The organism is Streptomyces sp. NPDC048111 (genome assembly GCF_043202815.1).
Lineage (GTDB): Bacteria > Actinomycetota > Actinomycetes > Streptomycetales > Streptomycetaceae > Streptomyces.
In genome coordinates, this window is the sequence record NZ_JBIDBD010000049.1 from 16,475 (window position 1) to 29,494 (window position 13,020).

At 68.9% G+C, this 13,020-nt stretch carries 14 protein-coding genes; all 14 read left to right on the plus strand.

Annotated features, from left to right (window positions below; all coding sequences use genetic code 11):
- Window positions 1-8: 8 nt before the first annotated feature.
- Window positions 9-656 (plus strand): L-threonylcarbamoyladenylate synthase, encoded by a 648-nt coding sequence (locus tag ACGF3I_RS34185; protein ID WP_393139043.1) that lies wholly within the window; start codon window positions 9-11, stop codon window positions 654-656.
- The gene (locus ACGF3I_RS34190) at window positions 653-1,303 is read left to right on the plus strand and encodes a protein-tyrosine-phosphatase (RefSeq protein WP_393139045.1); all 651 of its coding nucleotides are present in this window, start codon (window positions 653-655) and stop codon (window positions 1,301-1,303) included. The genes ACGF3I_RS34185 and ACGF3I_RS34190 overlap by 4 nt, the downstream gene beginning before the upstream one ends.
- Before the next feature lie 51 nt (window positions 1,304-1,354).
- Window positions 1,355-2,593: a serine hydroxymethyltransferase gene (gene glyA / locus ACGF3I_RS34195; protein ID WP_393139047.1), complete on the plus strand. Its 1,239-nt coding sequence runs from the start codon at window positions 1,355-1,357 to the stop codon at window positions 2,591-2,593.
- 179 nt (window positions 2,594-2,772) lie between these two features.
- On the plus strand, window positions 2,773-4,116 hold the full coding sequence (locus ACGF3I_RS34200) for an MraY family glycosyltransferase (RefSeq protein WP_393139063.1): 1,344 nt from the start codon (window positions 2,773-2,775) through the stop codon (window positions 4,114-4,116).
- A gap of 264 nt (window positions 4,117-4,380) precedes the next feature.
- Complete coding sequence (locus ACGF3I_RS34205; protein WP_393139049.1) at window positions 4,381-4,818, plus strand: hypothetical protein; 438 nt, start codon at window positions 4,381-4,383, stop codon at window positions 4,816-4,818.
- Window positions 4,819-5,043: 225 nt separating this feature from the next.
- Window positions 5,044-5,868 (plus strand): F0F1 ATP synthase subunit A, encoded by an 825-nt coding sequence (atpB, locus tag ACGF3I_RS34210; RefSeq protein WP_393139051.1) that lies wholly within the window; start codon window positions 5,044-5,046, stop codon window positions 5,866-5,868.
- Between the two features lie 76 nt (window positions 5,869-5,944).
- Entirely contained in the window at window positions 5,945-6,178 is a 234-nt protein-coding gene (atpE, locus tag ACGF3I_RS34215) for an ATP synthase F0 subunit C (RefSeq protein WP_053726990.1), read from the plus strand.
- A gap of 51 nt (window positions 6,179-6,229) precedes the next feature.
- The gene (locus ACGF3I_RS34220) at window positions 6,230-6,766 is read left to right on the plus strand and encodes a F0F1 ATP synthase subunit B (RefSeq protein ID WP_063802014.1); all 537 of its coding nucleotides are present in this window, start codon (window positions 6,230-6,232) and stop codon (window positions 6,764-6,766) included.
- Window positions 6,763-7,578, plus strand: a complete 816-nt coding sequence (locus tag ACGF3I_RS34225; RefSeq protein WP_393139053.1) for a F0F1 ATP synthase subunit delta — start codon at window positions 6,763-6,765, stop codon at window positions 7,576-7,578. The genes ACGF3I_RS34220 and ACGF3I_RS34225 overlap by 4 nt, the downstream gene beginning before the upstream one ends.
- A 139-nt stretch (window positions 7,579-7,717) precedes the next feature.
- On the plus strand, window positions 7,718-9,310 hold the full coding sequence (atpA, locus tag ACGF3I_RS34230; RefSeq protein WP_161247555.1) for a F0F1 ATP synthase subunit alpha: 1,593 nt from the start codon (window positions 7,718-7,720) through the stop codon (window positions 9,308-9,310).
- 23 nt (window positions 9,311-9,333) lie between these two features.
- The gene (locus ACGF3I_RS34235; protein WP_393139055.1) at window positions 9,334-10,251 is read left to right on the plus strand and encodes a F0F1 ATP synthase subunit gamma; all 918 of its coding nucleotides are present in this window, start codon (window positions 9,334-9,336) and stop codon (window positions 10,249-10,251) included.
- Window positions 10,251-11,693, plus strand: a complete 1,443-nt coding sequence (gene atpD, locus ACGF3I_RS34240) for a F0F1 ATP synthase subunit beta (RefSeq protein ID WP_100577445.1) — start codon at window positions 10,251-10,253, stop codon at window positions 11,691-11,693. Before ACGF3I_RS34235 ends, atpD begins: the two co-directional genes overlap by 1 nt.
- A gap of 121 nt (window positions 11,694-11,814) precedes the next feature.
- The gene (locus tag ACGF3I_RS34245) at window positions 11,815-12,189 is read left to right on the plus strand and encodes a F0F1 ATP synthase subunit epsilon (RefSeq protein WP_393139057.1); all 375 of its coding nucleotides are present in this window, start codon (window positions 11,815-11,817) and stop codon (window positions 12,187-12,189) included.
- Window positions 12,190-12,316: 127 nt separating this feature from the next.
- The gene (locus ACGF3I_RS34250) at window positions 12,317-12,763 is read left to right on the plus strand and encodes a DUF2550 domain-containing protein (RefSeq protein ID WP_393139059.1); all 447 of its coding nucleotides are present in this window, start codon (window positions 12,317-12,319) and stop codon (window positions 12,761-12,763) included.
- The last annotated feature ends 257 nt before the right edge of the window (window positions 12,764-13,020 follow it).

Sequence of the window (13,020 nt, forward strand, 5' to 3'; positions counted from 1 at the left end):
GCCCGCTGATGGCTCGGCGATACGACTGCAACGACGCGACGGACCGCACGACCGGTCTGCGCGAAGCCGCGTCCGCCGTTCGCCGCGGTGAGCTCGTGGTGCTGCCGACCGACACCGTCTACGGGATCGGCGCCGACGCCTTCAGCTCGCAGGCCTGCATGGACCTGCTGGACGCCAAGGGCCGCGGCCGCAACATGCCCACGCCCGTGCTGATCGGCTCGCCGAACACCCTGCACGGCCTGGTCACCGACTTCACCGAGCAGGCCTGGGAGCTCGTCGACGCGTTCTGGCCCGGCGCCCTGACCCTGGTCGCGCGCCACCAGCCCTCGCTCCAGTGGGACCTCGGCGACACCCGCGGCACCGTCGCGATCCGGATGCCGCTGCACCCGGTCGCCATCGAGCTGCTCACCGAGGTCGGCCCGATGGCCGTCTCCTCCGCCAACCTCACCGGCCACCAGGCGCCCGAGGACTGCGACGCGGCCCAGGGCATGCTCGGCGACTCCGTGTCGGTGTACCTGGACGGCGGCCCGACCCCGGGCATCGTCCCGTCGTCCATCGTCGACGTCACGGGCAAGGTCCCGGTGCTGCTGCGGGCCGGCGCGCTCGACGCGGACGAGCTGCGCAAGGTGGTACCCGACCTCGAGGTGGCCAATTGACCGCCCCTGAGGGGCGTGGCATAGGCACGGTCCATCCCGCGGTGGACTCGTTCCGCATCCTCCACGTCAGCACCGGCAACGTCTGCCGCTCGCCGATCACCGAGCGGCTGACCCGCCATGCCCTGAGCGACCGGCTCGGGGACCCCTTCACGGGGGGCCTCATCGTGGAGAGCGCCGGCACCTGGGGACACGAGGGCGCCCCGATGGAGGCCAACGCCGCGGCCGTCCTCGCCGACTTCGGTGCGGACGCCACCGGGTTCACCGGGCGCGAGCTCCTCGACGAGCACGTCATCACCGCCGACCTGGTCCTCACGGCCACCCGCGACCACCGCGCCCAGGTCATCTCGATGGGCCACTCGGCGGGCCTGCGCACCTTCACCCTGAAGGAGTTCACCCGGCTCGTACGCGCCATAGACCCGGCCACCCTGCCCGACCCCCTCCAGGAGGGCATGGTCGAGCGGGCGCGGGCCCTGGTGCGGGCCGCGGCGGCGCTGCGCGGCTGGCTGCTGGCGCCGAGCGCCGAGGCCGACGAGGTCAACGATCCCTACGGCGCTCCGATCACGTTCTTCCGCTCCATCGGCGACGAGATCAACCAGGCCCTCGACCCGGTCGTGACGGCCCTGACGGGCGTGCCCACGCACCACTGAGACGCGCCATCACACCGGGCGCGCGCGGCGGCCCGGACCTACGCTGGACGCATGTCCGTCACCTCCGCAGTTGGCACTGAACGCGCGGGGTTCGACGCCGTGAGACGGCAGGACCCCGAAATGGCCGACGTGCTGCTCGGCGAGACCGAGCGGCAGGCCACCTCGCTGCAGCTGATCGCCGCCGAGAACTTCACCTCGCCGGCCGTGCGCGCCGCCCTCGGCTCCCACCTCGGCAACAAGTACGCCGAGGGCTATCCGGGTGCCCGCCACCACGGCGGCTGCGAGGTCGTGGACGTGGCCGAGCGCATCGCCGTCGAACGCGCCAAGGCCCTGTTCGGGGCCGCGCACGCCAACGTCCAGACGCATTCGGGGACTTCGGCGGTGCTGGCGGCCTACGCGGCCCTCCTGAAGCCCGGCGACACCGTCCTCGCGATGGGGCTCCCGTACGGCGGACACCTCACCCACGGCTCGCCCGCCAACTTCTCCGGGCGCTGGTTCGACTTCGTGGGGTACGGGGTGGCGCCGGACACCGGGCTCATCGACTACGGCGAGGTGTGGGACCTGGCGGTCGAGCACCGGCCCAAGGCCATCGTCTGCGGCTCGATCGCCTACTCCCGCCATCCGGATTACCGGGCCTTCCGCGAGATCGCCGACGACGTGGGCGCCTACCTCATCGCGGACGCGGCGCACCCGATCGGACTCGTCGCCGGGGGAGCGGCGCCGAGCCCGGTCCCGTACGCCGACGTCGTGTGCGCCGTCACCCACAAGGTGCTGCGCGGCCCGCGCGGCGGGCTGCTCCTGTGCGGCGAGGAGCTCGCCGCGCGCATCGACCGGGCCGTCTTCCCCTTCACCCAGGGCGGCGCCCAGATGCACACGATCGCCGCCAAGGCCGTCGCGTTCGGCGAGGCGTCCACCGCGGGCTTCACCGCGTACGCCCATCAGGTGGTCGCCAATGCGCGCATCCTGGCCGAGGGGCTGCTCGCCGAGGGGTTCGGGGTGTGCACCGGGGGCACCGACACCCATCTGGTGCTCGCCGACCCGGCCCCGTTCGGCGTGGACGGGCGCACCGCGCGCGGCCGGCTCGCGGGCGCCGGCCTGGTCCTCGACTCGTGCGCCCTGCCGCACTCGGAGGCCCGCGGCATCAGGCTGGGCACCGCCGCGCTCACCACCCAGGGCATGGGCGAGGCGGAGATGGCCAGAATCGCGGTGCTGTTCGCGATGGCGATGCGGGAGGATCCCAGGGCGCGGGCGGAGGTACGGGAACTGGCGGAGCGGTTCCCGCCCCCGTAGGGCCGCGCAGCAGGGTCCTGATTTCGCCTCCCGGCACGTTTCACAGGCTTCGCATACGGGAGGAAATGCGGGCTTATCACCACTGCGGCGGGGTACCCGCAACCATCCGCCGGATGCGGATGTCTTCAACCACATGCGCGCGAAGCTAGGGTGTGGGGCTGAGATGGCCAGCGATACCTCTGGGGCAGCCCGTGCGTGAATACCTGCTGACGCTCTGCGTCACGGCCGCGGTGACCTACCTGCTCACCGGGCCGGTGCGGAAGTTCGCCATCGCCGTCGGTGCGATGCCGGAGATCCGCGCGCGTGACGTGCACCGGGAACCGACGCCGAGGCTCGGGGGCATCGCCATGTTCGGCGGCCTGAGCGCCGGCCTCCTGGTCGCCGACCACCTCGACGGCCTCAACGCCGTCTTCAGCCAGTCCAACGAACCGCGGGCACTGCTGTCGGGTGCCGCCCTGATCTGGCTGATCGGCGTCCTGGACGACAAGTTCGAGATCGACGCATTGATCAAGCTCGGCGGCCAGATGATCGCCGCGGGCGTCATGGTCATGCAGGGTCTGACCATCCTGTGGCTGCCGATCCCCGGCATCGGCTCGGTCTCACTGACCTCCTGGCAGGGCACCCTGCTCACGGTCGCGCTCGTCGTGATCACCATCAACGCGGTGAACTTCGTGGACGGCCTCGACGGCCTGGCGGCCGGCATGGTGTGCATCGCGTCGGCGGCGTTCTTCATGTACGCCTACCGGCTCTGGTACGGCTACGGCATCGAGGCGGCCGCCCCGGCCACCCTGTTCGCCGCCATCCTCATGGGCATGTGCCTCGGCTTCCTGCCGCACAACATGCACCCGGCCAGGATCTTCATGGGCGACTCGGGTTCGATGCTGATCGGCCTGGTGCTCGCGGCCGGTGCGATCTCCATCACGGGCCAGGTCGACCCGGACGCGATGAAGCTCAACTTCGGCGGCACCCGCGACGCCACCCACGCGATGCTGCCCGTCTTCATCCCGCTCCTGATGCCGCTGACGATCATCGCGATCCCGATGGCCGACCTGGTGCTCGCGATCGTCCGCAGAACCTGGAACGGCCAGTCGCCGTTCGCCGCGGACCGCGGACATCTGCACCACCGGCTCCTGGAGATCGGGCACTCGCACAGCAGGGCGGTGCTGATCATGTACTTCTGGTCGGCGCTGATCGCTTTCGGCGCGGTCGCCTACTCGGTGCACTCGGCGTCGATGTGGATCGTCCTGCTGATCGTCGCGCTGAGCGCGGTCGGGCTCGTCCTGCTGCTGCTCCCGCGGTTCGCTCCGCGCGCCCCGCGGTGGGCCGAGCGGTTCGTGCCGCCGCGCTACCGGCGCGTGCGCACGGAGCCGGAGACCGTGCACTCGCTCGCGCGCGAGGAGGAGGACGAGGTGCGCGGGGAGCGCGCCCCGGTGGCGGCGGGTGTCTCCGGCGTCAACGGAGCGACAGCGATCGGCCCCCGTTCGCGTTTCCCCGACCGACGTAAGACCGGCGCATCACGCTGACGATTTGCCGCTTCGTCGCCCAATACCAGACATCTCGCCGCCCGTTGTGCACAAACGCGCGGGTTCACTCTCAAGTGTGCCGCCCATCACACTTCCATGGTAAAGACCTCATCAAATAGTTTGTGATACGGTTCACGAGACCCGGCGCCAGAGCCGAAGGACCGTAGTGCGACGGTCCGTTGGCCCGAGGGACCAACTCGGCCCGGGCTTACGCTCGTCCATGACGACACCACTTTGCCCCCACCAGCAAGCGGAGCTGCCGCCATGCCGTCCAACGACGCACGCACTCTTCTCCAGACCGCCCTACCCACCGCTGCCGCGGGCGCTGTTGCCGTCCTGGTCAGTGGTGTGGTCGCGGGCGGCAAGGGAGCGGTGGGCGCCCTCGTCGCGACGCTGGTCGTGATCCTCTTCATGGGCATCGGACTCGTCGTCCTGGAACGCACTGCCAAATCGCTTCCGCATCTGTTCCAGGCGATGGGACTGATGCTGTACACCGCGCAGCTGCTCCTGCTCTTCATTTTCGTCGCGGTCTTCAAGAACACGACGCTGTTCAACCCGAAATGCTTCGCCGCCACCCTCGTCGCGCTGACCCTCGTCTGGATCGGCGCGCAGGCGCGTGCGCACATGAAGGCGAAGATCCTTTACGTCGAACCGGACGCCGCCGAGGGCAGCAAGCCCGAAAAGACGGGCCCGTCGTCGTGAACGGTAGGGCCGGGATAAACGCGAGTTCAGGACCCTGCTATCGTCCGGTGCCAACTGCGGCACTGCGGGCGCGGGCATCTGAGCTGACGCCTGCTCAATCGCGAGGCTTGATGCCCGACCGCCGCCCCATCATCCGAAACACCAGTCCAGTGCCGAACCGCGGCTGCGCGCCGCGCCGACACAACGAGGTTGCCGTACCTATGCGCCACGCTGAAGGAGCCCGCGGTGAGTGCTGACCCGACGCAGGTGCTCGCCTTCGATCCGAGCTGCCACATCTTCCAGTCGAACGGCTGTGGCTTCGAGGGTCCCGGCCTGCACTCGTTCCTCTTCGAGCCGCTCTGGGGCGACACCGACGGGGTGTACTTCAACAAGCCGATGCTGCTGGCCCTGCTGGGCTCGCTGATCATCGTCGGCTTCTTCTGGGCGGCCTTCCGCAAGCCGAAGACCGTACCCGGCAAGCTCCAGATGGTCGGCGAGGCCGCCTACGACTTCGTACGCCGCGGGATCGTCTACGAGACCATGGGAAAGAAGGAGGGTGAGAAGTGGGTTCCGCTCATGGTCACGCTCTTCTTCTTCGTCTGGATGATGAACCTGTGGTCGATCGTTCCGGTCGCCCAGTTCCCGGTGACGTCGATCATCGCGTACCCGGCCGTGCTCGCCGCGGTCGTCTACGTCTGCTGGATGAGCGTCACCTTCAAGCGCCACGGCTTCGTCGGCGGCTTCAAGAACCTCACCGGCTATGACAAGTCGCTCGGCGCGGTCCTGCCGATGGTCATGGTCATCGAGTTCTTCTCGAACGTGCTGGTCCGTCCCTTCACGCACGCGGTGCGACTCTTCGCGAACATGTTCGCCGGTCACACCCTGCTGCTGCTGTTCACGATCGCCAGCTGGTACATGCTCAACGGCATCGGGATCGCGTACTCCGGCGTCTCCTTCGTGATGGTCGTCGTGATGACCGGCTTCGAGCTCTTCATCCAGGCCGTCCAGGCCTACGTCTTCGTGCTCCTGGCGTGCAGCTACCTCCAGGGCGCCGTCGCCGAGCACCACTGACCGCCCGCACCCTCCATACCCCCAGTCGTCCGGTGGCCAACCCCCACCGGTCCGTGAAAGAGAAGGAAGAACTGGCATGTCCCAGATCCTCGCTGCCTCCGATGGCGTCACCGGCTCGCTCAGCTCCATCGGTTACGGCCTCGCCGCGATCGGCCCCGGCGTCGGCGTCGGCATCATCTTCGGTAACGGCACGCAGGCTCTCGCCCGTCAGCCCGAAGCGGCCGGCCTGATCCGCGCCAACCAGATCCTCGGTTTCGCGTTCTGTGAGGCGCTGGCCCTGATCGGCCTCGTCATGCCGTTCGTCTACTAAGACGAACCACGACCAGACCGACCGACGAAAGGCACTGATGTGAACCTCACCATGGTTCAGCTGGCGGCCGAGGGCAAGGAAAACCCCCTCGTTCCGCCGTGGCCTGAGCTCGTCATCGGCCTCATCGCCTTCGTCATCGTCTTCGGCTTCCTCGCCAAGAAGCTCCTCCCGAACATCAACAAGGTTCTGGACGAGCGCCGCGAGGCCATCGAAGGCGGGATGGAGAAGGCCGAGGCCGCTCAGACCGAGGCCCAGAGCGTCCTTGAGCAGTACAAGGCGCAGCTCGCCGAGGCCCGCCACGAGGCTGCTCGCCTGCGCCAGGAGGCGACCGAGCAGGGCACCGCGCTCATCCAGGAGATGAGGGCGGAAGGCCAGCGGCAGCGTGAGGAGATCATCGCTGCCGGCCACGCCCAGATCGAGGCCGACCGCAAGGCCGCCGCGCACTCGCTCCGTCAGGACGTGGGCAAGCTGGCGACCGACCTGGCCGGCAAGCTGGTCGGCGAGTCCCTCGAGGACCACGCCCGCCAGAGCCGCACCATCGACCGTTTCCTCGGCGAGCTCGAGGAGAAGGCCGAGGCCGTCCGATGAACGGTGCGAGCCGCGAGGCACTGGCCGCCGCACGAGAGCGTCTCGACGCGCTGATGGACAATACGTCCGTCGACGCGGCGAAGCTCGGCGACGAGCTGGCCGCCGTCACCACGCTGCTCGACCGCGAGGTCTCGCTGCGTCGGGTCCTGACCGACCCGGCGCAGGCCGGCGAGGCCAAGGCCGAGCTGGCCGGGCGTCTGCTCGGCGGCCAGGTGGGCGGCGAGACCGCCGACCTGGTGGCCGGCATGGTCCGCTCCCGCTGGTCGCAGTCGCGTGACCTGGTGGACTCGCTGGAAGAACTGGCGGCCACCGCCGACCTCACCGCCGCGCAGCAGTCGGGCGCGCTGGACGACGTCGAGGACGAGCTGTTCCGGTTCGGCCGCATCGTCGCCTCCGACGCCGAACTGCGCTCCGCGCTCACCAGCCGCACCGCCACGGTCGCGGCCAAGAGCGAACTGCTGCGCAGCCTGCTCGGCGGCAGGGCGAACCCGGTCACCGAGCGACTGGTCGTCCGGCTGGTGACCCGTCCGCGTGGACGTAGCCTGGAATCGGGCCTCGAGTCCCTCTCCAAGCTCGCCGCGGGACGCCGGGACCGGATGGTCGCCGTGGTCACCTCGGCGGTCCCGCTGACCGACATCCAGAAGGCGCGCCTCGGCGCGGCGCTGGCGAAGATCTACGGCCGTCAGATGCACCTGAACCTCGAAGTGGACCCCGAGGTCCTCGGCGGGATCACGGTGCGCGTCGGCGACGAGGTCATCGAGGGCACCATCGCGGAGCGCCTCGAAGAGGCGAACCGGCGGCTGGCCCGCTGACCGCGAGGTCGGCACAGCAACTGAAGTAGCAACACCAGCGGCCCGGTTGGGCCGTGCAGAAATTGCAGAAGATTCCTGGGGGTCGGCCCCCAGACCCCCTTAGAAACTTCGGGCCCAACAAGGAGAGCAGGGAACCCAGATGGCGGAGCTCACGATCCGGCCGGAGGAGATCCGGGACGCGCTGGAGACCTTTGTCCAGTCGTACCAGCCGGACGCGGCCTCGCGCGAGGAGGTCGGTACGGTCAGCGTTGCCGGCGACGGCATCGCGAAGGTCGAGGGTCTTCCCTCGGCCATGGCGAACGAGCTGCTGCGGTTCGAGGACGGAACCCTTGGTCTCGCCCTCAACCTCGAGGAGCGCGAGATCGGTGCGATCGTCCTCGGCGAGTTCAGCGGAATCGAAGAGGGCCAGCCGGTGCAGCGCACCGGTGAGGTGCTCTCGGTCGGCGTCGGCGAGGGCTACCTCGGCCGCGTCGTCGACCCGCTCGGCAACCCGATCGACGGCCTCGGCGAGATCGAGACCGACGGCCGCCGCGCCCTGGAGCTTCAGGCTCCGGGCGTCATGGTCCGTAAGTCGGTGCACGAGCCGATGGCGACCGGTTACAAGGCCGTCGACGCGATGGTGCCGATCGGCCGTGGCCAGCGTCAGCTGATCATTGGTGACCGTCAGACCGGCAAGACCGCTCTGGCCGTCGACACGATCATCAACCAGCGCGACAACTGGCGCTCGGGCGACCCCAAGAAGCAGGTCCGCTGCATCTACGTCGCCATCGGCCAGAAGGGCTCGACCATCGCCTCCGTGCGTGGCGCCCTGGAAGAGGCCGGCGCGCTGGAGTACACGACGATCGTCGCCGCGCCCGCGTCCGACCCGGCCGGCTTCAAGTACCTCGCCCCGTACACCGGTTCGGCCATCGGCCAGCACTGGATGTACGACGGCAAGCACGTCCTCATCATCTTCGACGACCTGTCGAAGCAGGCCGACGCCTACCGCGCCGTGTCCCTGCTGCTGCGCCGTCCGCCGGGCCGCGAGGCCTACCCGGGCGACGTCTTCTACCTGCACTCGCGTCTGCTCGAGCGCTGCGCGAAGCTGTCGGACGAGATGGGCGCCGGTTCGATGACGGGTCTGCCGATCGTCGAGACCAAGGCGAACGACGTGTCGGCGTTCATCCCGACCAACGTCATCTCCATCACCGACGGCCAGTGCTTCCTGGAGTCGGACCTGTTCAACGCCGGTCAGCGCCCCGCGCTGAACGTCGGTATCTCCGTCTCCCGAGTCGGTGGTTCCGCGCAGCACAAGGCCATGCGCCAGGTGTCCGGCCGACTGCGTGTCGACCTCGCCCAGTACCGCGAGCTGGAGGCGTTCGCCGCCTTCGGTTCCGACCTGGACGCCGCCTCCAAGGCCTCCCTGGAACGCGGTAAGCGCATGGTCGAGCTGCTGAAGCAGCCGCAGTACTCGCCGTTCCCGGTCGAGGAGCAGGTCGTCTCCATCTGGGCCGGCACCACCGGCAAGATGGACGACGTCCCGGTCGAGGACATCCGCCGCTTCGAGGCCGAGCTGCTGGAGTACCTGCGCCGCGAGCGCAAGGAGCTCCTCACCTCGATCGCCGAGGGCGCCAAGATGTCGGACGACACGCTGCAGTCCGTGGCCGACGCCATCGCCGGCTTCAAGCGGCAGTTCGAGACCTCGGACGGCAAGCTCCTGGGCGACGACGCGCCGGTCAGCACCAGCAAGTGACGACGACGGAAGGGACCTGACTCATGGGAGCGCAGCTCCGGGTCTACAAGCGTCGCATCCGATCCGTCACCGCGACCAAGAAGATCACCAAGGCGATGGAGATGATCGCCGCCTCGCGCATCGTCAAGGCGCAGCGCCAGGTGGCGGCCTCCACGCCGTACGCGACCGAGCTCACCCGTGCGGTGACCGCGGTGGCGACCGGCTCCACCACCAAGCACCCGCTCACCACCGAGGCCGAGGCCCCGACCCGCGCCGCGGTCCTGCTCATCACGAGCGACCGCGGTCTGGCCGGCGGCTACTCCTCCAACGCCATCAAGGCCGCGGAGAGGCTCTCGGAGCGGCTGCGCGGCGAGGGCAAGGAGGTCGACACGTACATCGTCGGCCGCAAGGGTGTCGCCTACTACGGCTTCCGTGAGCGCAAGGTCTCACAGTCGTGGACCGGCTTCACCGACAGCCCGACCTACGCGGACGCCAAGCAGGTGGCCGCCCCGCTGATCGAGGCCATCCAGACGGAGACGGCCGAGGGCGGAGCGGACGAACTGCACATCGTCTTCACGGAGTTCGTGTCGATGATGACGCAGACGCCGGTCGACAACCGGATGCTGCCGTTGTCGCTGGAGAAGGCTCAGGACGAGACGGGCGGGAAGGACGAGATCCTTCCGCTCTTCGACTTCGAGCCGTCGGCGGAGGACGTCCTCGACGCCCTGCTGCCGCGCTACGTCGAAAGCCGCATCTACAACGCGCTGCTTCAGTCGGCCGCTTCCGAGCACGCCGCCCGCCGCCGTGCGATGAAGTCGGCCACCGACAACGCCGGAGAGCTCATCAAGAGCCTCTCCCGGCTTGCCAACGCGGCCCGCCAGGCCGAAATCACCCAGGAAATCAGCGAGATCGTCGGTGGCTCCAGTGCGCTGGCCGACGCGACCGCGGGGAGTGACAAGTAATGACGACCACTGTTGAGACGGCCGTTGCCACGGGCCGCGTCGCCCGGGTCATCGGCCCGGTCGTCGACGTGGAGTTCCCCGTCGACGCGATGCCGGACATCTACAACGCGCTGCACGTCCAGGTGGCCGACCCGGCCGAGGACGGCAAGCTCAAGACGCTGACGCTCGAGGTCGCCCAGCACCTCGGTGACGGCATCGTCCGCGCGATCTCGATGCAGCCCACCGACGGCCTGGTCCGCCAGGCCCCGGTGACCGACACGGGCAACGGCATCACGGTGCCGGTCGGCGACTTCACCAAGGGCAAGGTGTTCAACACCCTCGGTGAGGTGCTGAACAAGCCCGAGGAGAACGCCAACATCGGCGAGCGCTGGCCGATCCACCGCAAGGCGCCCAACTTCGACCAGCTCGAGTCCAAGACCGAGATGTTCGAGACCGGCGTCAAGGTCATCGACCTTCTCACCCCGTACGTCAAGGGTGGAAAGATCGGCCTGTTCGGTGGTGCCGGTGTCGGCAAGACCGTCCTCATCCAGGAAATGATCTACCGCGTGGCCAACAACCACGACGGTGTGTCGGTGTTCGCCGGCGTCGGTGAGCGCACCCGTGAGGGCAACGACCTCATCGAGGAGATGCAGGACTCGGGCGTCATCGACAAGACCGCCCTGGTCTTCGGTCAGATGGACGAGCCGCCGGGCACGCGTCTGCGTGTCGCCCTGGCCGGTCTGACGATGGCGGAGTACTTCCGTGACGTCCAGAAGCAGGACGTCCTCTTCTTCATCGACAACATCTTCCGGTACACCCAGGCGGGTTCCGAGGTGTCGACCCTGCTCGGCCGCATGCCCTCCGCGGTGGGCTACCAGCCGAACCTGGCCGACGAGATGGGTCTCCTCCAGGAGCGCATCACCTCGACCCGTGGTCACTCGATCACCTCGATGCAGGCGATCTACGTCCCCGCGGACGACCTGACCGACCCGGCCCCGGCTACCACCTTCGCCCACCTCGACGCGACGACGGTTCTCTCCCGTCCGATCTCCGAGAAGGGCATCTACCCGGCCGTGGACCCGCTGGACTCCACGTCCCGGATCCTGGACCCGCGCTACATCGCGCAGGAGCACTACGACGCCGCCATGCGCGTCAAGACGATCCTGCAGAAGTACAAGGACCTCCAGGACATCATCGCCATCCTCGGCATCGACGAGCTCGGCGAAGAGGACAAGCTGGTCGTGCACCGCGCCCGTCGCGTGGAGCGCTTCCTGTCGCAGAACACGCACGTCGCCAAGCAGTTCACCGGCGTCGACGGTTCGGACGTCCCGCTGGAGGAGTCCATCACGGCGTTCAACCAGATCTGCGACGGCGAGTACGACCACTTCCCCGAGCAGGCGTTCTTCATGTGCGGTGGCCTGGAAGACCTCAAGGCCAACGCCAAGGAGCTGGGCGTCTCCTGACGCGCCCGACCGCGTGGAGGGGCGGGTGCGTCCCGCCCCTCCACGTATCGCCACCTGAGAACTGACTAGAATTGTCCCAACACCCGGCCGAACCGCCGGGTGGTGACCCGAGGAGCCAACCATGGCTACTGAGCTGCACGTCGAGCTCGTCGCCGCGGACCGCAGTGTGTGGTCCGGCGAGGCCACCCTGGTCGTCGCGCGCACCACGTCCGGCGACATCGGCGTCATGCCCGGTCACCAGCCGCTCCTTGGGGTGCTGGAATCGGGCCCGGTGATGATCCGTACGAGCGAGGGCAGCACGGTCGTCGCGGCGGTGCACGGCGGATTCATCTCCTTCGCCGACAACAAGCTGTCGCTGCTCGCCGAGATCGCCGAGCTGGCGGACGAGATCGACGTCCAGCGTGCCGAGCGTGCGCTGGAAAGTGCGAAGTCGGAGTCGAACGCCGCCGCCGAGCGACGCGCCGACGTACGACTGCGTGCGGTGGCGGTGCGCTAGCACCCCCGCCGGAGATTTCCCTCAGCCGCGGCTCGGTCCGGAATTTTCCGGAGCCGGTCGCGGCTGAGGCGATGCAGGCAGATTTTTCCGTTGCTGGATTACTGGTTGAGCGAGGAGGTCGGTGTAGATGACTCTCGCTCTGCTTGTGTGTGGTCTGGTCGTCGCGCTGGTACTGGTGGGACTCTTCGTCTTCGGTCTGCGCCGACGGCTGATCCAGCGCTCGGGCGGGACGTTCGACTGCAGCCTGCGCTGGAACCTTCCGGAGACGCCGGACACCAGCGGCAAGGGCTGGGTGTACGGGGTGGCCCGCTACAACGGTGACCGGATCGAATGGTTCCGGGTCTTCTCGTACGCGCCACGGCCGCGGCGGGTGCTCGAGCGGGCGGCCATTGACGTGGTGTCGCGGCGGCTTCCCGAGGGGGAGGAGGAGCTGGCGCTCCTGTCCGACGCGATCATTCTGGGGTGTACGCATCGGGGGACGCGGCTTGAGCTCGCCATGAGCGAGGATGCGTTGACCGGGTTCCTGGCGTGGCTCGAGGCGGCGCCCCCCGGCCAGCGCGTCAACGTGGCCTAGCCCCGGGCCCCGGGGGGTTCGCCCACCCGCCCGCCCGTGCAGCGGGTTGGATGGGCCCGGCCCCTGGGGCTGCGCCCCAGACCCCCTTGAGGGGCTCCGCCCCTCGGACCCCGGCGGGTTTGCCCACCCACCCGCCCGTGCAGCGGGCTGAAAGGGTTCGGCCCCTGGGGCTGCGCCCCAGACCCCCTGAGGGGCTCCGCCCCTCGAACCCCGGCGGGGGCTGCGCCCCCTGCACCCCCCATCGCGCCTGAACGGCG